This is a genomic window from Bradyrhizobium sp. AZCC 1588 (assembly GCF_036924735.1).
Lineage (GTDB): Bacteria > Pseudomonadota > Alphaproteobacteria > Rhizobiales > Xanthobacteraceae > Bradyrhizobium.
In genome coordinates this window covers 342532-366892 of record NZ_JAZHSC010000001.1, presented here as the reverse complement: position 1 = coordinate 366892, position 24361 = coordinate 342532, and the positions used below count along the sequence as shown (strand labels likewise).

Here is a 24361-nt window from a genome sequence, read left to right as displayed (position 1 = left end):
CTTGAGACGACGAGTGCTCTGACGTACAGCGACAACGAACGATATTGAAGGGCTTTCGCGATGTCCAATGCAGGCAAACCGACGACGGTGACGACGCGATGGTGGTGGGTGCGGCATGCACCGGTTCGAGAGGACGGCGGCTGCATCTACGGGCAGGCGGATCTGGGCTGCGATTGCAGCGATCGCATCGTGTTCGAGGCGGTGGGAAAAATCCTGCCGCGCAACGCAGTCTGGTATGCAAGCAATCTGAAGCGCACGCACCAGACCGCGTATGCGATCTGGGCCGCCGGCTTTCCGAAGCCTTCGGAAATGCCGCACGTAAACGCATTCGCCGAGCAGCATCTCGGTGAGTGGCAGGGCCTGAATCGCGTGGCGTTCCTCGCCAGCCGTCCGCTCGGCAGTCACTGGTTTGCGGAAATCGACGAGGTCCCGCCTGGCGGTGAGAGTTTTATGGACCTCTACAACCGCGTCAGCGGTGCTATCGAACGCATCAATGCCGAACAGGCGGGCAGGGACGTGATCGTCGTCGCCCATGGCGGCACGATCAGAGCCGCCATCGGTCATGCACTCGGCGGCCATCCCGATAAGGGCATGGCCTTCGATATCGACAATTGCTCGGTGACGCGGCTCGATCACCTCTCCAGCGCCAGTCACAGCCGTTGGCGGCTGCCGATGGTCAACCAGCAGCCATGGATCGCGGATGCCTCGCACAACGCGATGCATCAGCCGGCCGGGCCGGAAGTCGAGCCGCCGTCGACGAAACTCGCGTGACGCTTGAAGTTGTCGAGGATCGCAAAGGCTGCTTAGTTCGAATTCAAGACGAAACCGGCATCGCGCTGGATCAACATCGGGAGAGAGACATGAGCTTGTTCGATATGACCGGGAAAGTCGCCGTCATCACCGGCTCGACGCGCGGCATCGGCCGCGCCATCGCCGAGCGGATGGCCGAGCACGGCGCGAAGGTCGTGATCTCCTCGCGCAAGCAGGATGTTTGCGACCAGGTCACCAAGGAAATCAACGACAAGTTCGGCAAGGGGACCGCGGTCGCGATCGCTGCGAACATCTCCAGCAAGGAAAACCTGCAAAACCTCGTCGACGAGTCCAACCGCGCCTTCGGCAAGATCGACGTGCTGGTTTGCAACGCCGCGTCCAATCCCTATTACGGCCCGCTCGGCGGCATCTCCGATGAACAGTTCCGCAAGATCCTGGACAACAACATCGTCGCCAACAATTGGCTGATCAACATGGTGGTGCCGCAGATGATCGAGCGCAAGGACGGCTCGATCATCATCGTCTCCTCGATCGGCGGGTTGAAGGGCTCGACCGTGCTCGGCGCCTACGCGATCTCGAAGGCGGCCGACATGCAACTCGCGCGCAATCTGGCCTGCGAATACGGCAAGCACAATATCCGCGTGAACTGCATCGCGCCCGGCCTGATCAAGACCGATTTCGCCAAGGCGCTGTGGGACAATCCGGAGACGCTCAAGGCCTCCACCGCGCGCTCGCCGCTGCTCCGCATCGGCGTGCCGGACGAAATCGCGGGCGCTGCGGTGCTGATGGGATCGAAGGCCGGCGACTTCATGACCGGGCAGACCATCGTCATCGACGGCGGCGCGACGATCAGTTGATCTCGCCGTGTCCCGGACGCGGTGCAGCGTGAAACGCTGCTCCGCAGAGCCGGGGCCACGAGAAATCACTCCACCGCCGCGTAGACCAAATCCCGCAGCATGTTGCGGATGTATTCGCGCTGGCCGGGGCCCTGCATCATGAAGACCGTGAACAGGCCTTCCGCGGGGTCGATGAAGAAGAACGTGCCGGCCATGCCGCTCCAGAAGAACTGGCCGAGCGATCCTGGGAACGGCGCGATGCCTCTGTGGGTGCGGACCGCGAAGCCGAGGCCAAAACCATGACCGGGCGGCATCAGCGGCGAGTCCACCTTCACGCCTGGGGCGAGATGATCCGATGCCATCAATTCCAGCGTCTTGCGGCCGATGATCCTGTTGCCGTCGAGCGCGCCGCCGTTAAGCAGCATCTGGCAGAACCGCGCATAGTCCATGGTGGTCGAGACCAGCCCGCCGCCGCCGGATTCCATCGCGGGCTTCTCCAGCATGTTGAAGAGCTGCACCTTGTCGCCGTTCCACGGATCATTCGCGAACGGTTCGGCGAGGCGGCCGGCGTTGGCTTCTGAGGTATGGAAAGCAGTCTCGGTCATCTGCAGCGGCGCCAGGATGCGTTCGGTCAGGAACGCGCCGAGCGACTTACCGGAGACGACTTCGATGATGCGGCCGAGCACGTCGGTCGAACGGCTGTAGTTCCATTCCGCGCCGGGCTGGCAGATCAGCGGCATGCCGGCGATCATGGTGGCGTGCTCGGCGTTGGTGATCTTGCGGCTGCGCAGCCGCGATTGCTGATAGAGCTGCTGGACGAGGCCGTTACCGGTGTGATCGTAGGTCAGGCCGGACGTATGCCGCAGCAGGTCCTGAACCGTCATCTGCCGCTTCGCCGGCACCAGCCCGAGCTTGCCGTTGTTCTCGACACCGACCTTCTGGTCGGCAAATTCCGGAATGAATTTGGCGACGGGATCGCCAAGGATGAAGTGGCCGTCCTCGACCAGCATCATGATGCCGACCGAGACGATCGGCTTGGTCATCGAGAAGATACGGAAGATGCTGTCATGCGCCATCGGCGCGCTGGCTGCCGGGCTCTGGCGGCCGATCGCATCGAACCAGCCGATCTGGCCGCGCCGCGCCACCATCACGGTGGCGCCGGGCAGGGTTCCCTTGTCGACCTCGCGCTTGAAAGCGTCCGACATCCGCTGCAGGCGGACGCTCGAGAGGCCTATGGTTTCCGGCTTGGCCTGCGGGAGCGAAAGGGTCTGGGGGGCGGACGTTTGCCGGGCGGCGGTCTGCGCGTTCATGGTCTCTCCCGTTGCGCTTGTTGTTGTGGTGACCAAGTCTGGCGCAGAAGGCTTGCTTTGGGTAGGGCGGTAAGCCGCTTCGCCCTTGCAATCGGGGCATGCCCTATGCTTGAAACGGCACGAACCGACGCATGCGGCGGTTCCCTGCAGGAGTGTAGCTCAATTGGTAGAGCACCGGTCTCCAAAACCGGGGGTCGCAGGTTCGAGCCCTGCCACTCCTGCCAGCTAAATCAAATACTTACGCTGATTTTCGACAGGCCGGCGATCCTTCGCGGATCGATCCGCGCACCGCCTTTGCGCAGCGTGAGATTATACAACGCCCACGGCTGATCGTTCAGCCGGCCGAGCCAACTCGCCGCCGATTGGTTGGGATTTGCCCGTGATCGGCGGAATAGCATGGGTGTGGGCTGATTTTTCGACGCGCTTCGACCATGATCGGTAGTAGGCGACAGCCGTCATGATGGAGATACCTGCGGTTCCAACCAGCAGTTGCGGGATCATTCCGTCCGAAGTCATCGTCAGGACAAAATATCCGATGAACGCAAGGTAGATGCCGACCGCAAACACTTCGAGGGATTGCTGGCCGCATTTGACCAGAGGCTTCCAGATCGTGGCCTGCAGCCCAGCCGCATCGATCGGTATGAATCGCGCGCCCAGGATGATCACGACGGCCAGATGCAGGAAGCGATACGGCGCCAGATTGGTCTTGTCGTTCGGGTTGAAGGCTTCGAACAGAACGCGCGGAAAAACCTTCTGAAGCTCCGGTATCAGCCCTGCCAGCGTCATGACGGCGGCGAAGAGCAAATAAGCCATCCCGAACACGAGGACCGCTCTGGAGCGCACCAGGAAATGCAGCGTATTGGCCCCGCCCAGCGCCAGCCATGCGCCGAGCACGAAGAGAAGCTGCCACGTGAATGGGTTGAAGTACCAAACTCCCGAAGGATAGGAGGGCAGGTTCCAGCCGAATTGCCGGGCGGTGATGTAGAGCAATACGGAGTCCAGCACGACCCAGTTGCGATGCCTGGGCATCAGCCAGAGCACCGGCGGAAAAGCGGCCATCAGGACGACATAGAGTGGCAGCTCGTCGAGGTTCAGCGGCTTGTATCGGAGCAACAGCCCTTGCGTGATGGTTTCGACCGGCGCGTTCAACAGGGGAGCGACATTGAATCGATCGACGAGGTCAGGCGCGCTGAAGCTGTTTGTGAGGAAATGGACGGAAGCCAGATAGAACACGAACAGCAAAATGTGGGCGACGTAGATTTGCCAGACGCGCCGGAACAGTCTGGTCGTTCCGAAAACGAAGCCGCCCTCGAGCATTCGCCTGCCGAATACGAGCGCCGAAGTGTAGCCGGAAATGAACACGAACAGATCGGCGCCGTCGCTGAAGCCGTAGTTTCGGAACGAAAACCAGGCCAGCACGCTGGTGGAGACGTGACCAAGAAACATCAGCCAGTTGGCGAGGCCGCGAAACAGGTCGAGCCGCAAATCCCGCTTCGACGGTGAAAGTGCAAGTTCGACCCTCATTTTGTTCCAGCTCACCTCTGACAGGAGTCGAGATTTCGGCCGCACCCAGTGCGCCTCGGAGGCGAGGCTCTCAGGGCGCGCGCATGGCCTAAAATGATAGGGAGCGGTGCGGCGGGGCTTGTTGAGCCATGTCAAATGCCGGAATCGACTTCGGAATCCCGCAGCCACGGTGCAGAAACGGATCGATCCTCACGCCGGGGGTTCGTAGGCCGGATCTCGCCGGTACACGACTAAAATGAGCAGTTCAGTCAATGGCTTGGTGGAAATTCCTGGCGCTGCCCGGCAACTAGCCGAAGAACGCGGAGAGGACCGCCATGTCCGAGATGGCCGGCGTGTCGCCGCGCAGATCGGCATCGATCACCCGCCGGCAGGCATCGACAGTAACGGTGTCGCCGAGGTCGTGTGCCGCGTCGAGTATGGTCCAGGCGGTCTCGCCCGAAGGTCTTTCGTGGTCTTGGCCCAACAGTGCCATGGTCGTCTCACTTCCCAGTGGAGCAAACAGGATATCCAGGAGCTTTTAAAATCAGGATGGCGGCCTCGTGTGCATTTGAGCCGACCCGGTACCGGCGGGTTAACCAATGGCTCCGCCCCGTTCAGCCGGGCCGCCAGCCAGCCGACAGGGCGCGGCACCCCGTACCTTGACCTTTTGCCCGGGCGGCAGTAGATACCCGCCACCTGCTGCCGGCCCGTTGAGATGCGGATATCCGGCGCGGCTTTGAATTCCCCCGAACAATCGAGCTCGCTTGGCGGCTCATCCTTCGAGAGAGGGCTGGGCACTAGAGGGCTGTTCGAATTCGCTTTAAATCGCAATCGTCTCACAAAGGACGCGGTAACCAACGATGGCTTTCAGCCCGTTCAAATTCTTGCAGGAAGTGCGCTCGGAGACCGCCAAGGTCACCTGGCCGACGCGCCGCGAGACGACGATCACCACGATCATGGTCTTCGTCATGGTTGCATTGGCTTCGATCTTTTTCTTCCTGTCGGATTTGATCATCCGCTACGTCGTCACCTTTCTGCTGGGCGTCCAATGATGAGCACCGGAACCCTTACGATGGACAAGCGCTGGTATATCGTTCACGCCTACTCGAATTTCGAGAAGAAGGTGGCGGAATCGATCCGCGAGCAGGCGAAGCAGCGCGGCCTCGAGGAACTGTTCGACCAGGTGCTGGTGCCGACCGAGAAGGTCACCGAGGTACGCCGCGGTCGCAAGATCGACGCCGAGCGCAAGTTCTTCCCGGGCTACGTGCTGGTGAAGATGAAACTGACCGACGAGGCGTTCCATCTCATCAAGAACACGCCGAAGGTGACGGGCTTCCTCGGCGCCGAAAACAAGCCGATGCCGATCTCCGAGTCCGAGGCGATGCGGATCCTGCACCAGGTGCAGGAAGGCGTCGAACGTCCGAAGGCGTCGGTGTCGTTCGAAATTGGTGAGAACGTCCGCGTGGCGGATGGTCCGTTCGCATCGTTCTCCGGCGTGGTTGAGGAAATTGACGAGGCGCGTTCGCGCGTGAAGGTCGCGGTGTCGATCTTCGGCCGCGCCACGCCCGTCGAACTGGAATTCGGTCAGGTCGAGAAGGTCTGATCGGAGCGGCGCGAAGCTTGTCTTCGCGTCAACTAAGGCCGTGGGAGGGAGAGGGCGGTCGCCAACCGCGCTTCAACCGAACCACGGACCCTGAAACCGCCGGCCCCGGCCGGCACAACAGGAGTGATACATGGCAAAGAAAGTGACCGGATACCTGAAGCTTCAGGTCCCGGCCGGTGCGGCCAATCCGTCGCCCCCGATCGGTCCCGCGCTTGGTCAGCGCGGCCTCAACATCATGGAATTCTGCAAGGCGTTCAACGCGCAGACGCAGAAGGAAGAAAAGAACACCCCGATCCCGGTGGTCATCACCATCTATGCGGACCGCTCCTTCACCTTCGAGATGAAGACGCCGCCGATGTCCTACTTCCTCAAGCAGGCTGCCAAGATCCAGTCCGGCTCGAAAGCCCCGGGCCGCGACAAGGCGGGCCAGGTGACCAAAGCGCAGGTGCGCGAGATCGCCGAGAAGAAGATGAAGGATCTCAATTGCGACTCAGTCGAATCGGCCATGAAGATGGTCGAGGGCTCCGCCCGTTCGATGGGTCTGGAAGTTGCGGGGTAACGGACCATGGCAATCGGAAAACGTTTGAAGAAGGTCCGTGAGGGCATCGACCGCGAGAAGCTCTATCCGCTCGCGGATGCCATCAAGATGGTCAAGGAACGCGCCACGTCGAAGTTCGACGAGACGATCGAGATCGCGATCAATCTCGGCGTCGACCCGCGCCACGCCGACCAGATGGTTCGCGGCGTCGTCAACCTGCCGAACGGCACCGGCCGCACGCTGCGCGTCGGCGTGTTCGCCCGTGGCGCCAAAGCGGACGAAGCCAAGGCTGCCGGCGCTGACGTCGTCGGCGCCGAAGACCTGGTCGAGAAGGTTCAGGGCGGCACGATCGACTTCGACCGTTGTATCGCAACCCCCGACATGATGCCGCTGGTTGGCCGCCTCGGTAAGGTGCTCGGCCCGCGCGGCATGATGCCGAACCCGAAGATCGGCACCGTGACGATGGATGTCACGTCAGCCGTGAAGGGCGCCAAGGGCGGCTCGGTCGAATTCCGCGTCGAGAAGGCCGGCATCGTGCAGGCCGGTGTCGGCAAGGCGTCGTTCTCCGAGGAAAAGCTGGTGCAGAACGTCAAGGCACTGGCGGATGCGGTGGCGAAGGCAAAGCCGGCCGGCGCCAAGGGCACCTACATCCAGCGCGTGGCGGTCTCCTCCACCATGGGCCCGGGCGTCAAGGTCGAGCCGGGCACGCTGCTCGGCTAGTTCGTGGCGGTTTAAGTGAATTGCAGGGGCGGAATCGGGCGACCGATTCCGCCCTTTGCGTTTGATGTCGCTTTTGCGTAATCGTCGCCCCGTCGGACTTGGCAAGAAGGAAGAACAATGCCCGAGAAAGTCCTGATCTATTCGCGTTTCCCGAAAGCCCAGATGGAGCGCTTTGGCGAACGCTTCGAGTTGTTGAACGCCGCGGGCAAGGCGCCCAACGAGGTGTTCTCGGCCGATCAGCTCGCCGACATTCGCGCACTGATCACGGCTGGCGGCACGCCGCTTCGTGGCGACGCGATGGACATGATGCCGAAACTCAGCGCGATCATCTGCTACGGCACCGGCTATGACGGCGTCGATCTGGCGGCGGCGGCGAAGCGCAATATCGCCGTCGGTCATAGCCCGGGCGCCAATGCGGCGTCAGTCGCCGATATCGCGGTCACGCTGATGCTGGCGGCCACGCGGCGGCTGCTCGCGGCCGACGACTATGTGCGGGGCGGGAGTTGGGCGGCCGCAAAACCGTCGCCGATGATGCGCCCGCAGGCGGGCATGCTCGGCCGCAAGATCGGCGTCTACGGCATGGGGGAGATCGGCCGCAAGATCGCCGCGCGGGTTGCCGCGTTCGAGACCGAGGTCGGCTATTTCAGTCGCCGGCAGCACGATGTGCCGTATCGGTATTTTCCGAGCCTGGATGCGCTGGCCGAATGGTGCAGTGTCCTGATGATCGCGGTGCGGGCGGGCGCCGATACCCATCACGTCGTCGATGCCAAAATTCTGCACAAGCTCGGCAAGGATGGTTACGTCGTCAATATTTCGCGCGGCTCGGTGATCGACCAGCCTGCGCTGATTGCGGCGCTGTCCGATCAGACCATCGCCGGCGCAGGCCTCGACGTCTACGCGAAGGAGCCACATGCGCCGGACGCCCTGACGACCCTTCCCAACGTCGTGCTCTCTCCGCACATCGGCGGCCATACGCTGGAGTCGCATGTGGCGATGCAGAACTGCGTACTTGCCAATCTCGACGCGTTCTTCGCCGGCAAGCCGCTGCCATACAAGGTGGCGCTCGGCTGACGGGCTCAGTGTGTCCCGGCAGGCGGGATGTGGCGCAGCTTGTCGGGATTGCGGACGACATAGATCGCGGCGATTCTTTCGCCATCGATCGCCATGCTCAAAGTGAGGTCGAGTTCGCCATCGAGATAGAGTAGCGCGCCAATGGCGCCGTTGATGACAGCCGGCTCGATACGGACGTCCTGGCCGGCGGTTTTGCCGGCGATGCCGACGAAGAAGCGGGCGACCTTGTCTTTCCCAACAATCGGATTGCGCGCCGCGAATTTGCGGCCGCCGCCATCGGTGATCGCAACCGCATCCTCGCGCAGCAATTCGGCCAGCCGACGGACATCGCCGCTGGCGACCGCTTCGCTGAAAGCGCGCAGGAGACGCGCGTGATTGTCCGGCGCGGCCGCGGGTAGCGGGCGGTTGTCGCGCACCGCTCGGCGGGCGCGCGAGGCAAGTTGACGGCAGGCGGCCTCGCTATGGTCGAGCATCGCGGCGATTTCGGAAAACGGCGTGTCGAACACGTCGTGCAGCAGGAAGGCCGCGCGCTCCATCGGGGAAAGCCGGTCCAACGCCAGCAACAAGGCGAACGATAGATCGTCGGCCAGTTCGGTGGCGGCTTCGGCCGACAGGCTTTCCGCGTCGAACACGGGCTCCGGAAGCCAGGGCCCGATATAGATCTCCCGCTGCGCCTTCGCGCTCTTCAGGCGATCGAGACAAAGCCGGGTCACGACGGTGACGAGAAAGGCTTCCGGATTGCGGACATCCCGGGCGCCGGCAAAGCGGAGATAGGCGTCCTGCACGATGTCTTCGGCGTCGCTGCGGCTGCCGAGCATGCGATAGGCGAGCCCGAGCAGGCGCCCGCGATGGGGCGCCAGCGGGTCGCCGTCATGCAGCCTGTTTGACGACATCGACATTGTGCCCATTCACCGAGACGCGGCGGCACTCCTTGGCATAGCCGAGCCCGGCTTTCACCATCGGGAACATGCGGCCGAGCTGCAGCGCCATCGTCAGGTCTATCACGCCTTTCTAGCCCCATTGGGCGCGGACCGCGTCGCGAAACTCGTCGTCATTGGCAGAGCGGCGCACCACGGCGTCGGCAAACCGGAACCCGAGCATGGTCGCATCATTCATCGCGCGCGGATCGCGGCGGAGAACTGCCTCGATCTGGTCCTTGGCCATGCCCGCTTCCAGCGCCATGTCGACGACCAGTTGCGTGCAGGGGCCGCAATCCTCCGCCAGCGCGCCGACGATTTTGGCAGCGAAGCTGGCATCGGTCGGGACCGCCTCGCGGTGCGCGGCCGCCTTCATGATGGGTGCGAACTTGAAAAAGGCGGCAGGCGATTCGTTCAGCATCATTTCGAGATAGCTGACGTCGTAACCATAGCGTTTGGCGAATGCGCGCAAACTGCGGCGGGCGATCCAATTACGCATATTGTTCTCCTTGGTTGGGAAAGGCGGAATAGAGGGCGAGTGCGGAGGGCAGGACCACGGCAAGAAGATCGAACACGGCGTGATGGGCGTGCCCGCTAACGATCAGCACCAGGTGGATCAGACCGTGCGCGGCGAGGAAGCCGGCGCCTGCCACCGCGGCCGGCCAATAACGCGGGCGCCATGCCCGCGCGGCCAGCGCCAGACCGGCCACGAGGAACGCGGCACCGATGTCCTGAACAAAATGTGGGTTGAACGGGCCGGTGTCCGGCACCCCGGGCACGGTTTCGTACCAGAGCGGTCCGGCCGCGAGCATGGCCAACCCGTTCAGAACCGTGGGTATCGCAAGAATGGCTGCCAACTGACGCCGCATGAGAACCTCCTGCGGCCAAGACGAGGCGGGCGTCGCCGGTGTGACGGAACCGTCAAAGAAAATTTCGAGATCCGGAACGAAAATTGTTGTCCGGCCGGTCCGTGAACTGGTGTGAATTTTGCTCTTGGCAAGCCGGGCAAGACTCGTTAAACAACGGCTTCCAGGCGTGCTGGCCGTAGCTGCTGGCACGTCTGTGCGCGCATTCCGAAAACCCGTTACGGTAGGAGATCATTCCTTTCAGGACATCCGCATGGATTGCTCGAAAGGAACGAAAACTCATCGTTTCGTGGAATGCGGCAGGGGTCCTTCGGCTTGCCGAATGGCCCCGATCCTGTCCGAGACTGCAGGCGCCCGCGAAGAAACGCAAGTTCCTCAACGGCTTAATCTTACAGCCTGCATAGACGGGTGAAGACCGGATTTCGCTTTAGCGTCGCCTTGCGCGGCGCCATGGCTGATTTGGTTCGAACCTCGACACCCCGCGCCATCTGGTTCGGGAGGGCAGGCTTTTCAAATGTCGTCTGCCCGGCGTGTCCTTGAGACTGGTGTCTAGAGGTCAGGTTTTGGGCGAGACGATGGGTGCAACCCGGCGGTCTCGCTCGTAAGCGAAGGCCGCCAACCGGAGAGAGCTTGCTGTGGAAAGAGCGGCAAAAAAGGACGCGGTTGAGGCGCTGAACGAGGTCTTCAAGACCACGAGCGTTGCAGTCGTCGCCCATTATTCCGGCCTCACCGTGGCCCAGATGCAGAAGCTGCGTACGCAGATGAAGCAGGCGGGCGCGTCGGTGAAGGTCTCGAAAAACCGTCTCGCCAAAATTGCTCTTGAAGGCACAGACGTCGTTGCCATCGGTTCCCTGCTGAAGGGGCCGACTGTGATCGCGACTTCAAACGATCCGGTAGCGGCGCCGAAGGTTGCCATGGAGTTCGCCAAGACGAACGAGCGGTTCGTCATTCTCGGCGGCTCGATGGGTAAAACCGTCCTGGATGTGAACGGCGTGAAGGCACTTGCCTCACTGCCGTCGCTGGACGAACTGCGCGGCAAGCTTGTCGGCCTCCTGGTGGCGCCGGCAACCAAGATCGCCCAGCTCTCCACCGCGCCCGCGGCCAAGCTCGCGCGCGTCGTCCAGGCCTATGCCTCAAAGGGCGAAGCGGCCTGACCCTTCGCTAATCTCAAAACTGGTTCGAAACCAAACGTTTAAGGAAATAGATCAATGGCTGACTTGCAGAAAATCGTCGACGACCTCTCGAGCCTCACCGTGCTCGAAGCCGCCGAACTCGCCAAGCTCCTCGAAGAAAAGTGGGGCGTTTCCGCCGCTGCCGCCGTTGCGGTTGCCGGTCCGGCCGCTGGTGGCGCCGCCGCCGCTCCGGCTGAAGAAAAGACCGACTTCACCGTCGTTCTCGCTTCCGCCGGCGAAAAGAAGATCGAAGTCATCAAGGAAGTCCGCGCCATCACTGGCCTCGGCCTCAAGGAAGCCAAGGACCTCGTCGAAGGCGCGCCCAAGCCGGTCAAGGAAGGCGTGAACAAGGAAGAAGCCGACAAGATCAAGGCCCAGCTCGAAAAGGCTGGCGCCAAGGTTGAGCTGAAGTAACGCGAGTTACTTCGGCGAAATCCCGGGCGCGCGTCAGCGCGACCCGGGATCTCTTGCCAGCGGCGTGGATGGCTGGAGCTTGCAAAGTTTGTGCTGTGGGGTAGCCCGGAGCACGGCGTACACAAAAAAGTGTGGGGATTCGCGGGGTTACCCCTCGAATCTCCACGATTGCCGCCCCATATCGGGTCGGCAGCAGGAAAGCGCGGTAAGGCGGCGGGGACGGCAGGGTCCCCGGCGTAACCCGTTGGGAGACAGTCAGATTTCGGGCTTTTTCAGTCCGTGAAACCACCAGTTATGACGGGCGGGTGCAGTCATGCGCCCGCGCGTCGTTTTGCGTTTTGAAGGTCTAAAGTGCGAATTCAGGATTTAATTCCTGAAAGTGGGCTTTGTTCCTTTTGAGCGATTCGACAATTCAACCCGGGGGCGATGGCAGTCGCGCTTCGGAAGGTTCGCCTACTAAGGCGACGAAAATGAGAGGCCACGATGGCGCAGCAGACATTCACCGGTCGCAAACGGGTCCGCAAGTTCTTCGGACACATCAAGGAAGTCGCCGAGATGCCGAACCTGATCGAGGTTCAGAAGGCGTCTTACGACCAGTTCCTGATGGTCGATGAACCTCCGGGCGGCCGGCTGGACGAGGGCCTGCAGGCGGTGTTCCGCTCGGTGTTCCCGATCTCGGATTTCTCCGGCACCTCGATGCTGGAATTCGTCCGCTACGAATTCGAGCCGCCGAAATACGACGTCGACGAGTGCCGCCAGCGCGGCATGACCTATGCTGCGCCGCTGAAGGTGACGCTGCGCCTGATCGTGTTCGATATCGACGAGGAAACCGGCGCCAAGTCGGTCAAGGACATCAAGGAGCAGGACGTCTACATGGGCGATATCCCGCTCATGACCATGAACGGCACCTTTGTCGTCAACGGCACCGAGCGCGTCATCGTCTCGCAGATGCACCGTTCGCCCGGCGTTTTCTTCGACCACGACAAGGGCAAGACCCATTCGTCCGGCAAGCTGTTGTTTGCCGCGCGCGTGATTCCGTATCGCGGTTCCTGGCTCGACATCGAGTTCGACGCCAAGGACATCGTGTTCGCGCGCATCGACCGCCGCCGCAAGATCCCCGTGACCTCGCTGATGTACGCGCTCGGTCTCGACGGCGAGACGATCCTGTCCACCTTCTACAAGAAGATCAATTTCAAGCGCGCCAAGGAAGGCTGGCGCGTGCCGTTCGACGCTGCCCGTTTCCGCGGCTACTCGACCATTAACGACCTGATCGACGCCGACACCGGCAAGGTGGTGCTCGAGGCCGGCAAGAAGCTGACCGTGCGCGCGGCGCGCCAGTTGCAGGAAAAGGGCCTGAAAGCCCTGCGCCTGTCGGATGAAGAGCTGATCGGCAACTATCTCGCCGAGGATCTCGTCAATCCGAAGACCGGTGAAATCTACGCCGAGGCCGGCGAGGAGCTCACCGAGAAGTCGCTGAAGGCGTTGAACGAGCAGGGCTACAAGGAGCTGCCGCTGCTCGACATCGACCACGTCAATGTCGGTGCCTACATCCGCAACACGCTGCATGCCGACAAGAACATGACGCGTGAAGACGCGCTGTTCGACATCTACCGCGTGATGCGTCCGGGCGAGCCGCCGACGATCGATTCGGCCCAGACCATGTTCCAGTCGCTGTTCTTCGACGCCGAGCGTTACGACCTCTCCGCGGTCGGCCGCGTCAAGATGAACATGCGCCTCGAACTCGATGCGCCCGACACCCACCGCACGCTGCGCAAGGAAGACATCCTGGCGGTCATCAAGACGCTGGTCGACCTGCGCGACGGCAAGGGCGAGATCGACGACATCGACCATCTCGGCAACCGCCGTGTGCGTTCGGTCGGCGAATTGATGGAGAACCAGTACCGCATCGGCCTCCTTCGCATGGAGCGCGCGATCAAGGAGCGCATGTCGAGCGTCGACATCGACACCGTGATGCCGCAGGACCTGATCAACGCCAAGCCGGCGGCTGCCGCGGTGCGCGAGTTCTTCGGCTCGTCGCAGCTCTCGCAGTTCATGGACCAGACCAATCCGCTGTCGGAGATCACCCACAAGCGCCGTCTGTCGGCGCTTGGACCGGGCGGTCTGACCCGCGAGCGCGCCGGCTTCGAGGTGCGCGACGTGCATCCGACGCATTACGGCCGCATCTGCCCGATCGAGACGCCGGAAGGTCCGAACATCGGTCTGATCAACTCGCTGGCGACGTTCGCGCGCGTCAACAAGTACGGCTTCGTCGAAACGCCCTACCGCAAGGTGAAGGACGGCCGCGTCACCGACGAGGTCGTGTATCTCTCGGCGATGGAGGAGGGCCGTTATCGCGTGGCGCAGGCCAACGTGCCGCTCGACGCCAAGGGCCGCTTCACCGAAGACCTGATCGTCTGCCGTCACGCCGGCGAAGTGCTGCCGATCACGCCGGACAAGGTCGACTATATGGACGTGTCGCCGAAGCAGCTCGTCTCTGTTGCCGCGGCGCTGATCCCGTTCCTCGAGAACGACGACGCCAACCGCGCGCTGATGGGCTCGAACATGCAGCGCCAGGCGGTTCCGCTGGTTCGCGCCGAGGCGCCGTTCGTCGGTACCGGCATGGAAGGCGTGGTGGCCCGTGACTCCGGTGCCGCGATCGCCGCCCGCCGTTCCGGCGTGATCGACCAGATCGACGCCACCCGCGTCGTGATCCGCGCCACCGAAGATCTCGACCCGACCAAGTCGGGCGTCGATATCTACCGGCTGATGAAGTACCAGCGCTCCAACCAGTCGACCTGCATCAACCAGCGTCCGCTGGTGAAGGTCGGCGACATCGTCAAGAAGGGCGACATCATCGCCGACGGTCCCTCGACCGATCTCGGCGAGCTCGCGCTCGGCCGTAACGTGCTGGTCGCGTTCATGCCGTGGAATGGCTACAACTTCGAAGACTCGATCCTGCTCTCCGAGCGGATCGTGAAGGACGACGTCTTCACCTCGATCCACATCGAGGAGTTCGAGGTGATGGCCCGCGACACCAAGCTCGGACCTGAGGAAATCACCCGCGACATTCCGAACGTTTCGGAAGAAGCGCTGAAGAACCTCGACGAAGCCGGCATCGTCTATATCGGCGCCGAAGTCCGCGCCGGCGACATCCTGGTCGGCAAGATCACGCCGAAGGGCGAAAGCCCGATGACGCCGGAAGAAAAGCTTTTGCGCGCCATCTTCGGCGAAAAGGCTTCCGACGTCCGCGACACCTCGCTGCGCGTGCCTCCGGGCGTGCAGGGCACGATCGTGGAAGTGCGTGTGTTCAACCGCCACGGCGTCGACAAGGACGAGCGTGCGCTGGCGATCGAGCGGGAAGAGATCGAGCGTCTGGCCAAGGACCGTGACGACGAGCAGGCGATCCTTGACCGTAACGTCTACGGCCGCCTCGCCGAGCTGCTGGAAAACCGCCAGGGCATCGCGGGTCCGAAGGGCTTCAAGAAGGACACCAAGATCACGCGCGCCGTGCTCGAGGAGTATCCGAAGTCGCAGTGGTGGATGTTTGCGTCGCCGAACGACAAGCTGATGGCCGAAATCGAGGCGATGCGGAAGCAGTACGACGAATCGAAGAAGGGCCTTGAACAGCGCTTCCTCGACAAGGTCGAAAAGCTGCAGCGTGGCGACGAGTTGCCGCCCGGCGTGATGAAGATGGTCAAGGTCTTCGTCGCGGTAAAGCGCAAGATCCAGCCCGGCGACAAGATGGCCGGCCGCCACGGCAACAAGGGCGTGGTATCCAAGATCGTTCCGATCGAGGACATGCCGTTCCTCGAGGACGGTACGCACGCGGATATCGTGCTCAATCCGCTCGGCGTGCCCTCGCGCATGAACGTCGGCCAGATTCTGGAGACGCATCTCGGTTGGGCCTGCGCCGGCCTCGGCAAGCGCATCGGCCAGACCATCGACGGCTATTATCAGAAGCAGGATCTCAAGCCGCTGCGCGAGACCCTGAAGAAGATCTATGGCGACGATGAAACCATCAAGACGCTGAACGACAACGAACTGATGGAGTTGGGCCGCAATCTGAGCCACGGCGTGCCGATCGCGACGCCGGTGTTCGACGGCGCCAAGGAAGCCGACATCGAGGAGATGCTGAAGCTCGCGGGCTTCGACGCCTCCGGCCAGTCGACCGTCTATGACGGCCGCACCGGCGATGCCTTCGATCGCAAGGTGACGGTGGGCTACATCTACATGCTCAAGCTGCACCATCTGGTCGACGACAAGATCCACGCGCGTTCGATCGGTCCGTACTCGCTCGTCACCCAGCAGCCGCTGGGCGGCAAGGCGCAGTTCGGCGGCCAGCGTTTCGGCGAAATGGAGGTGTGGGCGCTGGAAGCCTACGGCGCGGCCTACACGCTGCAGGAAATGCTGACCGTGAAGTCGGACGACGTTGCCGGCCGTACCAAGGTGTACGAGGCGATCGTGCGCGGCGACGACACGTTCGAGGCGGGTATTCCGGAATCGTTCAACGTGCTGGTCAAGGAAATGCGCTCGCTCGGCCTCAACGTCGACCTGCACAATTCCAAGATGGGACCGGCGCCGACGTCCGAGGCGGCTGAGTAACGCTTGAGATTCCATGTCCGGCCCAAAGCGCGAAGCAAGCTTCGCGCAAAAGGGCCGGGCATTCGCGCTTCGCTCGGACGTTGAGTGGGGCGCGCACCAAATAAGAGTTTCGAATTTGCTGCCGGTGACGACCGGCACGCGAGGAGAAGACGATGAACCAAGAAATTATGAATCTCTTCAATCCGACGACCCCGGCCCAGGTCTTCGACCAGATCCGGATCTCGATTGCGTCCCCGGAGAAGATTCTGTCCTGGTCCTACGGCGAGATCAAAAAGCCGGAGACCATCAACTACCGGACCTTCAAGCCGGAGCGCGACGGCCTGTTCTGCGCCCGCATCTTCGGGCCGATCAAGGATTACGAGTGCTTGTGCGGCAAGTACAAGCGGATGAAGTACAAGGGCATCATCTGCGAAAAGTGCTCGGTCGAAGTGACGCTGTCGCGCGTCCGGCGCGAGCGCATGGGCCATATCGAACTGGCGGCACCTGTTGCCCACATCTGGTTCCTGAAGTCGCTGCCGTCGCGCATCGGCCTTCTGCTCGACATGACGCTGAAGGATCTCGAGCGGATCCTGTACTTCGAATACTACGTCGTGCTGGAGCCGGGCCTGACCGCGCTCAAGGACCGTCAGCTGCTGTCGGAAGACGAGTACCTGAAGGCGCAGGACGAATACGGCCAGGATTCGTTCACCGCCATGATCGGCGCGGAAGCGATTCGCGAGCTGTTGAAGGGTCTTGAGCTCGAAAAGCTCGAGCAGTCCCTGCGCGCGGAGATGCAGGAGACTGAATCCGACATCAAGCACAAGAAGCTCGCCAAGCGGCTGAAGATCGTCGAAGCGTTCCGCTATTCCGGCAACAAGCCGGAGTGGATGATCCTGACCGTGGTGCCGGTAATCCCGCCGGACCTGCGTCCGCTGGTGCCGCTCGACGGCGGTCGCTTCGCGACCTCGGACCTCAACGACCTCTACCGCCGCGTCATCAACCGCAACAACCGCTTGAAGCGGCTGATGGAGCTGCGCGCGCCCGACATCATCATCCGCAACGAAAAGCGCATGCTGCAGGAGGCTGTCGACGCGCTGTTCGACAACGGCCGCCGCGGCCGCGTCATCACCGGCGCCAACAAGCGCCCGCTGAAGTCGCTGGCCGACATGCTCAAGGGCAAGCAGGGCCGTTTCCGGCAGAACCTGCTCGGCAAGCGCGTCGACTATTCGGGCCGTTCTGTGATCGTGGTCGGTCCCGAGCTGCGGCTGCATCAGTGCGGCCTGCCGAAGAAGATGGCGCTCGAACTGTTCAAGCCGTTCATCTATTCGCGGCTCGACGCCAAGGGCCTGTCCACCACGGTGAAGCAGGCGAAGAAGCTGGTCGAAAAGGAGCGTCCCGAGGTCTGGGATATCCTCGACGAGGTGATCCGCGAGCATCCGGTGCTGCTGAACCGCGCGCCGACGCTGCACCGCCTCGGCATCCAGGCGTTCGAGCCGGTGTTGATCGAAGGCAAGGCGATCCAGCTCCATCCGCTGGTTTGCGCGGCGTTCAACGCCGACTTCGACGGCGACCAGATGGCCGTGCACGTTCCGCTGTCGCTGGAAGCGCAGTTGGAAGCGCGCGTCCTGATGATGTCGACCAACAACATCCTGCATCCGGCGAACGGTCAGCCGATCATCGTGCCGTCGCAGGACATCGTGCTCGGCCTCTATTATCTCTCGATCATGCGTGAAGGCCTGCCCGGCGAGGGCAAGATCTTCGGCGACATGGCCGAGCTCGAGCACGCCCTGCATTCGAAGGTCATCCACCTCCACACCAAGATCAAGTACCGGTGGGAGGGCACCGACGAGAACGGCAAGGCGACCAAGCGCTGGATCGAAACCACCGCGGGCCGCGTCATGCTCGGCAACGTGCTGCCGAAGAACCCGCGGATTTCGTACGACATCATCAACAAGCTGATGACTAAGCGCGAAATCTCCGGCGTGATCGACCAAGTCTACCGCCACTGCGGTCAGAAGGAGACCGTGATTTTCTGCGACCGCATCATGGCGCTCGGCTTCTACAATGCGTTCAAGGCCGGCATCTCCTTCGGCAAGGACGACATGGTCGTGCCGCACAGCAAGTGGAAGATCGTCGACACCACGCGTACGCTGGCGAAGGATTTCGAGCAGCAGTACAACGACGGCCTGATCACCCATGGCGAGAAGTACAACAAGGTGGTCGACGCCTGGTCGAAGGCGACCGAAGAAATCGCCAAGGAGATGATGAAGGAAATCTCCTCGACCAAGAAGACGCCGAAGGGCGCCGACGCCGACATCAACTCGATCTACATGATGGCGCATTCGGGCGCGCGCGGTTCGCCGGCCCAGATGCGTCAGCTCGCCGGTATGCGCGGCCTGATGGCGAAGCCGTCGGGTGAGATCATCGAGACGCCGATCATTTCCAACTTCAAGGAAGGTCTGTCGGTGCTCGAATACTTCAACTCGACCCACGGCGCCCGCAAGGGTCTCGCGGACACCGCGTTGAAGACCGCGAACTCCGGTTACCTGACCCGCCGCCTGGTCGACGTGGCGCAGGACTGCATCATCACGCAGGACGATTGCGGCACCAAGCTCGGCATCAAGATGCGCGCCATCGTCGATGCCGGCACGGTGGTCGCTTCGCTGGCCTCGCGTATTCTCGGCCGCACTGCGGGCGAGGATCTGCGCGATCCCGCGACCAACAAGGTCGTGGTCAAGCGCGGCACGCTGATGGAGGAGACGCATGTCGACGCCATCCAGCAGGCCGGCATCCAGGAAGTGAAGATTCGCTCGGCGCTGACCTGCGAACTCGTCAACGGCATCTGCGGCAAGTGCTACGGCCGCGATCTGGCCCGCGGCACGCCGGTCAACCACGGCGAGGCGGTCGGCGTCATCGCCGCCCAGTCGATCGGTGAACCCGGCACGCAGCTCACGATGCGCACGTTCCACATCGGCGGCGCGGCGCAGATCAACGAGCAGTCGTTCGTCGAATCGAACTTCGAGGGCAAGGTCACCATCAAGAACAAGTCCATCGCCCGAAACAGCGAGGGTCACTTGATCGCGATGGTTCGCAACATGGTCGTTGCGATCGTCGATGCCGACGGAACCGAGCGTGCGACCCACCGCATTCAGTACGGCGCGCGCATGCACGTCGACGAGGGCGACATGGTCAAGCGCGGCCAGCGCATCGCGGAGTGGGATCCGTACACCCGTCCGGTTCTCACCGAAGTCGAGGGCACCATCGGGTTCGAGGACCTCGTCGAGGGGCAGTCGATCTCGGAAACGCTCGACGAATCCACCGGTATCGCCAAGCGCGTCGTCATCGACTGGCGTGCGTCGCGCGGTGGTGCCGACCTGCGTCCGGCCATCGTGGTCAAGGGCAAGGACGGCAAGGTGCTCAAGCTCGCGCGTGGCGGCGATGCCCGCTACATGCTGTCGGTCGACGCCATCCTGTCGGTGGATACCGGCGCGAAGGTCAAGGCCGGTGACATCCTGGCGCGTATCTCGACCGAAAGCGCCAAGACCCGCGACATCACCGGCGGTCTGCCGCGGGTGGCCGAACTGTTCGAGGCCCGCAAGCCGAAGGACGCGGCGATCATCGCGGAAATCGCCGGCACGATTCGTTTCGGCCGCGACTACAAGAACAAGCGCCGCATCTCGATCGAGCCGATGGACAAGACCGAGGAGCCGCGCGAGTACCTGATCCCGAAGGGCAAGCACATCCATCTGCAGGACGGCGACATCGTTGAAAAGGGCGATTTCATCGTCGAAGGCAATCCGGCGCCGCACGACATCCTGGCGATCAAGGGCATCGAGGAACTCGCTGCCTATCTGGTCAACGAAATCCAGGAGGTCTACCGGCTGCAGGGCGTGCTCATCAACGACAAGCACATCGAGGTGATTGTCCGTCAGATGCTGCAGAAGGTCGAGATCACCGACCAGGGCGACACCGACATGATCTCGGGCGAGCAGGTCGACAAGATCGAGTTCGACGCGCTCAACCTGAAGGCAAAGGAAGAGGGCAAGAAGCCCGCCACGGGAACGCCGGTTCTGCTCGGCATCACCAAGGCGAGCCTGCAGACCCGCTCGTTCTTCTCGGCGGCCTCGTTCCAGGAGACCACCCGCGTGCTCACCGAAGCCGCCGTCAACGGCAAGGTGGATCCGCTGGAAGGCCTCAAGGAAAACGTCATTGTCGGCCGGCTGATCCCGGCGGGCACCGGCGCCTCGATGGCCAAGATCCGCGAAGTCGCGGTCAAGCGCGACAAGCTGATCCTGGACGAACGCGAGAAGCAGGCGGCCATCGTGCCGACCGCTCCGGAAGCCGAACCGCTGGCGCTGCCGCCGGCGGAGTAAGGGTTCCACGCCAATCAACAGGAAAGCCGGCTGCGAAGCCGGCTTTTTCTTTTACGAATTCTTTTTACGAACGAGGATATTGCTTCACCCGGATGGGTGACCGCTGCTATCAAGTCAGGAAATGGCCTCCTGCCATAACGGTAATGTTTGCAATTCCCCATGAGCGGCTCGGCTCATTTTGAACCCCTGATCGACCGCATCTACGAGGCGGGGCTCATTCCGTCGCTTTGGCCGGCTGTGCTCGGCGAACTCAGCGCAGCGATCGGCGGCAACGGCGGCTTTCTGTTCGGCGTGCGCGACGGCTACACGAGCGCGGTCAATTCTGTCGAATATGACCAGCTCATGCCCGTGTTCTTGGGAGAATGGAGCGAACGCGATCCAAATCTGCCGCGCGCCATTGCCCTCAATCATGCAGGCTTCGTCACTGACTATGATCTCCTCTCGGAGGAGGAGATTGCGACCAACGACGTCTATTGCAACTTTTACCGCAAACACGGCCTTGGTTACCGCGCCGGGACGATCATTCCGATGCCGAGCGGCGATTCAATCGCGATTGTGATGCCGCGGCATCAGGATCATGGCCCGGTGCCGCGCGAAGTCGTCGCCTTGCTGGATGGATTGCGTCCCCATCTGGCCCGGGCTTCGCTTGCGGCAAACCGCATCGGCTTCGAGCGCGCCCGTGCGCAGGCTGATGCGTTGCAGGTGCTTGGCCTGCCGGGCGCGGTGTTGCGCGGGCGCGGCCGGGTGTTCGCCGCGAACGGTCTGTTCGAAGCGCTGGTCCCTTCGCTGTTTCAGGATCGTATCGAGCGCGTCACGATGACGGATGTCACGGCGGACGCGCTGCTTGCGGAAGCGCTCGGTCCGCGGTCTCTTGCCGGCGGCCGCACCGTCAGGTCGATACCGGTCGCTGCGACGGCAGACCGCGTGCCGATGGTATTGCATGTCATCCCCGTGCGCGGCGATGCGCGCGATATCTTCACCCAGGCCACCGCACTGCTGGTGGTGACGCCGGTCGATCGCGCCGTGGTGCCGACGGCGGAAGTCCTGCAAGGCTTGTTCGACCTGACGCCGGCGGAGGCGCGCGTGGCGCGGAGCATCGGCCAGGCTGTCACCATCGATGCGCTCGCGGACGCGACCGGCGTAAATCGGGAGACGGTGCGCAGCCAGCTCAAGGCCGTGCTATCGAAGACCGGCCTGTCACGCCAGCAGGAGCTTGTCAGCCTGCTCGCCGGCAAGGCGTTCCGTGGGAGTTAGACAACCGCGCCGTGCAGCTCCGGAGGCGAAACGGCTGGCTCTCCCGCCGGCAGAATGAGACCCCGCAAGAATACGGTGTGAAGACAAAAGGCCGGCGCAAGGTGGCCTTTTTGCTGCTTTCTTTCTTTGTTGCGGTGCGAGGACCTGCTTTGTTCATCTTCCCTTCAGGGTGAAAAGGGCTTTTGGTAATTTAAGTTTAGACCGGCGCCTCCTTGGGGAGGGGGCGGCGGAGGGGCGACGGAACTTACATGTTGGATCTTGCAATCGTTGGGGGCGGCCCAGGCGGCTTGATGAGCGCCTGGTACTTGAAGAAAAAGCTTGGCGATCTCTGCCGCGTCACGATTTACGAGGCGTCCGACCGGGTCGGGGGCAAGATCGTCTCGCGCAAATTCGATTCCGCGCCGGCGATGTATGAGGCCGGCGTCGCCGAAATCTACGATTATTCGATGACCGGCCCGGATCCCTTACGGGAGCTGATCCAGCATTTCGGATTGCAGACCATACCGATGGATGCCGAGCAGGTGCACCTCGACGGCGTGCTGCTCAACGACGTGCCGGGCATGCGCCGCAAGTATGGCGAGAAGACCGCGGCTGCGATCGAGGCGTTCCGCAAGCGCTGCGCCGACTTGGTGTCGCCGGTCGAATATTACGAGGGCGTCGGCGCCCACGACAACGAGCATCCCTGGGCCTACATGACCTGCGAGGAAGTGCTCGACAAGGAAGTCGACGATCCCACGGCGAAACGCTTCTTCAAGGTGATGGCGCGCTCGGATATCGCAACCGAGGCCCACAACACCAACGGCCTGAATGCGCTGAAGAACTTCGTGATGGATATCGACGGCTACATCGGCCTGTACTCGATCCAGAACGGCAATGAGCAGTTGATCGAATGCCTGCGCTCGGAAGTCGACGCTGATATCCAGCTCAATCACCGCGTGCTGAAAGTCGGAAAAACTGCTTCCGGCCGCTATCAGCTCAACATGATGAACGGGAAGGGGCCCGAGAAACGCGATTTCGATCTGGTCTTGATGTGTTTGCCGCATTCCTGGCTCGCCACCATGGGCTGGGAGGGCGAGGAATTGCGCAAGTCGATGGTCAAGCACATCGCCTATTTCGACCGTCCGGCGCATTACTTGCGGGTCTCGATCCTGTTCGACGAACCGTTCTGGGGCGAGAAGATCCCCGGCGCCTGGTTCATGTCGGAAGCGTTCGGCGGCTGCTGCGTCTACAACGAGGGCGCCCGCCACGACGTCGGCAGGCACGGCGTGCTCAACTGGCTGATCGCGGGCTCGGACGCGCTGGCATTTGCCAATCTCAGCGACCAGGAACTGATCGATGCCGCCATCAAGTCACTGCCGGCTTCGTTCGGCAACGCCCGCGATTATTTCCTGGAAGGCAAGATTCACCGCTGGCTATCGTCGGTGAACGCGCTGCCCGGCGGCCTGCCGGTGCGCGACGTCATGACCAACCATCGCCCGGAGCCGAAGCAGCATCCGGGAATCGTGGTGGTCGGCGACTATCTTTTCGATTCGACGCTGAACGGGCTGCTCGATTCCTCCGACGCCGCCACCGACATCATTCTGACAGAGATGATGCGGTTGCGCCGCGCGCGTGCGCAACAGGGCGAGGTATTGCCCGACAAGATCGACCGCAGCTATTTCGAGAATTACCGTGGGCTGGGCTCCTACAGCGAAGTCTGGAGCCAGTTTACCGATCCGGCCTATCTGACGGAACTGATCAAGATCGTCTGGAGCAGGGCCAAGGGTTACAAGCTGCTGGTCGCCGGCTCCGCCAGCGGGGAGTTGGTCGGCGCGCTGCGCGAGCGCGGCATCGATGCCTGGGGTATCGAGAACAATCGGGCGATCCACGCCAAGACGCCGAAAGCGCTGAAGAAGTTCAACAAGCTCGGCTCGATCGTCGACATGCCGTTCAAGGACGACGAGTTCGATTTCGTGTTCGAGACTAGCCTGTGTCATGTCGCCGAGAAGCAGGTTCCGCGAGCGGTGCGCGAACTGAACCGCGTCGTGAAGACCGGCCTGGTGTTCGGGTCGGTGACGTCGGACATGGCCCCTGCACTGATCGACCGTTACGATCTGTTGCGCGGTGTGAAGAAGCTCGGCACCTGGTGGGAATGGTCTGAATTATTCTTCGGCAACGGATTCGACCTCTCGATGCACCGGCGCGACTGCACCGATGCGGTATGGGCAGCGACGCTGGCTGCCAACAAGGGGCCGGGGCAGTGGTATGCCGACGCCGACAGCCTGCGCTATTCTTTTTTTGACAAGGTCGAATCGGACGAGTGAGCACCGACTGGTTGTATTGAGCGTGACCGCTGTGCTGAAGCAGAGCCGGTCACGCCAATGTTTGCCGAATTGATCCCGATCGCATAGAATCCTTGCGGTAGCGCCCGCCGCTGCCGCGTTCGATTTGCG

The 24361-nt window shown here is 62.4% G+C and carries 20 protein-coding genes and 1 tRNA gene; 14 read left to right on the top strand and 7 right to left on the bottom strand.

Translation table 11 applies throughout. From position 1 onward, the window contains the following. Positions 1-60: 60 nt before the first annotated feature. A complete protein-coding gene (locus V1277_RS01740; protein ID WP_334414765.1) occupies positions 61-771 on the top strand; it encodes a histidine phosphatase family protein in 711 nt (236 codons plus the stop codon). Positions 772-860: 89 nt separating this feature from the next. Then, positions 861-1628 (top strand): SDR family NAD(P)-dependent oxidoreductase, encoded by a 768-nt coding sequence (locus tag V1277_RS01735; RefSeq protein ID WP_028349077.1) that lies wholly within the window; start codon positions 861-863, stop codon positions 1626-1628. Between the two features lie 65 nt (positions 1629-1693). On the opposite strand, the gene V1277_RS01730 is transcribed toward V1277_RS01735, so the two are convergent. Then, positions 1694-2917, bottom strand: a complete 1224-nt coding sequence (locus tag V1277_RS01730; RefSeq protein ID WP_334414764.1) for a serine hydrolase domain-containing protein — start codon at positions 2915-2917, stop codon at positions 1694-1696. 148 nt (positions 2918-3065) lie between these two features. On the opposite strand from V1277_RS01730, the gene V1277_RS01725 reads away from it, so the two are divergent. Further along, positions 3066-3141 (top strand) — tRNA-Trp (locus V1277_RS01725). 85 nt (positions 3142-3226) lie between these two features. On the opposite strand, the gene V1277_RS01720 is transcribed toward V1277_RS01725, so the two are convergent. Both V1277_RS01720 and V1277_RS01715 read right to left on the bottom strand, forming a co-directional pair. Then, positions 3227-4441, bottom strand: coding sequence for an OpgC domain-containing protein (locus V1277_RS01720; protein WP_334414763.1), 1215 nt, complete (start codon positions 4439-4441; stop codon positions 3227-3229). Between the two features lie 286 nt (positions 4442-4727). Continuing rightward, a complete protein-coding gene (locus V1277_RS01715; RefSeq protein ID WP_334374580.1) occupies positions 4728-4913 on the bottom strand; it encodes a hypothetical protein in 186 nt (61 codons plus the stop codon). 367 nt (positions 4914-5280) lie between these two features. On the opposite strand from V1277_RS01715, the gene secE reads away from it, so the two are divergent. From secE to V1277_RS01690, 5 genes are all read left to right on the top strand, one after another. After that, on the top strand, positions 5281-5472 hold the full coding sequence (gene secE, locus V1277_RS01710; RefSeq protein WP_028349074.1) for a preprotein translocase subunit SecE: 192 nt from the start codon (positions 5281-5283) through the stop codon (positions 5470-5472). A 20-nt stretch (positions 5473-5492) separates the two neighbouring features. Continuing rightward, positions 5493-6023, top strand: a complete 531-nt coding sequence (nusG, locus tag V1277_RS01705) for a transcription termination/antitermination protein NusG (RefSeq protein WP_057849226.1) — start codon at positions 5493-5495, stop codon at positions 6021-6023. A 130-nt stretch (positions 6024-6153) separates the two neighbouring features. After that, entirely contained in the window at positions 6154-6582 is a 429-nt protein-coding gene (gene rplK, locus V1277_RS01700; protein ID WP_334374581.1) for a 50S ribosomal protein L11, read from the top strand. Between the two features lie 6 nt (positions 6583-6588). Beyond that, positions 6589-7281: a 50S ribosomal protein L1 gene (rplA, locus tag V1277_RS01695; RefSeq protein WP_057843562.1), complete on the top strand. Its 693-nt coding sequence runs from the start codon at positions 6589-6591 to the stop codon at positions 7279-7281. 117 nt (positions 7282-7398) lie between these two features. Further along, a complete protein-coding gene (locus V1277_RS01690) occupies positions 7399-8352 on the top strand; it encodes a 2-hydroxyacid dehydrogenase (RefSeq protein WP_334414762.1) in 954 nt (317 codons plus the stop codon). 5 nt (positions 8353-8357) lie between these two features. On the opposite strand, the gene V1277_RS01685 is transcribed toward V1277_RS01690, so the two are convergent. The 4 genes from V1277_RS01685 to V1277_RS01670 are packed head-to-tail and all read right to left on the bottom strand — an operon-like array spanning position 8358 to position 10138. Further along, positions 8358-9245, bottom strand: a complete 888-nt coding sequence (locus V1277_RS01685) for a sigma-70 family RNA polymerase sigma factor (protein WP_334414761.1) — start codon at positions 9243-9245, stop codon at positions 8358-8360. Beyond that, positions 9223-9357, bottom strand: a complete 135-nt coding sequence (locus tag V1277_RS01680) for a hypothetical protein (RefSeq protein ID WP_334414760.1) — start codon at positions 9355-9357, stop codon at positions 9223-9225. The genes V1277_RS01685 and V1277_RS01680 overlap by 23 nt, the downstream gene beginning before the upstream one ends. A gap of 6 nt (positions 9358-9363) precedes the next feature. Beyond that, positions 9364-9768: a hypothetical protein gene (locus tag V1277_RS01675; RefSeq protein WP_334414759.1), complete on the bottom strand. Its 405-nt coding sequence runs from the start codon at positions 9766-9768 to the stop codon at positions 9364-9366. Next, positions 9761-10138, bottom strand: a complete 378-nt coding sequence (locus V1277_RS01670) for a hypothetical protein (RefSeq protein ID WP_334414758.1) — start codon at positions 10136-10138, stop codon at positions 9761-9763. Before V1277_RS01670 ends, V1277_RS01675 begins: the two co-directional genes overlap by 8 nt. Before the next feature lie 632 nt (positions 10139-10770). Here V1277_RS01670 and rplJ point away from each other — a divergent pair. The 6 genes from rplJ (at position 10771) to V1277_RS01640 (ending at position 24232) form a co-directional block, all read left to right on the top strand. Continuing rightward, positions 10771-11289 (top strand): 50S ribosomal protein L10, encoded by a 519-nt coding sequence (gene rplJ / locus V1277_RS01665; protein ID WP_334374586.1) that lies wholly within the window; start codon positions 10771-10773, stop codon positions 11287-11289. A gap of 54 nt (positions 11290-11343) precedes the next feature. Continuing rightward, the gene (gene rplL / locus V1277_RS01660) at positions 11344-11721 is read left to right on the top strand and encodes a 50S ribosomal protein L7/L12 (protein ID WP_334374587.1); all 378 of its coding nucleotides are present in this window, start codon (positions 11344-11346) and stop codon (positions 11719-11721) included. 483 nt (positions 11722-12204) lie between these two features. Then, positions 12205-16323 carry a DNA-directed RNA polymerase subunit beta gene (gene rpoB / locus V1277_RS01655; RefSeq protein ID WP_334374588.1) on the top strand — a complete coding sequence of 1373 codons (4119 nt, stop codon included), beginning with the start codon at positions 12205-12207 and terminating at the stop codon, positions 16321-16323. 152 nt (positions 16324-16475) lie between these two features. Further along, positions 16476-20675, top strand: coding sequence for a DNA-directed RNA polymerase subunit beta' (rpoC, locus tag V1277_RS01650; RefSeq protein WP_334374589.1), 4200 nt, complete (start codon positions 16476-16478; stop codon positions 20673-20675). 159 nt (positions 20676-20834) lie between these two features. Then, a complete protein-coding gene (locus V1277_RS01645) occupies positions 20835-21929 on the top strand; it encodes a helix-turn-helix transcriptional regulator (RefSeq protein WP_334414757.1) in 1095 nt (364 codons plus the stop codon). Positions 21930-22177: 248 nt separating this feature from the next. Next, complete coding sequence (locus tag V1277_RS01640; protein WP_334414756.1) at positions 22178-24232, top strand: FAD-dependent oxidoreductase; 2055 nt, start codon at positions 22178-22180, stop codon at positions 24230-24232. Positions 24233-24361 lie beyond the last annotated feature (129 nt).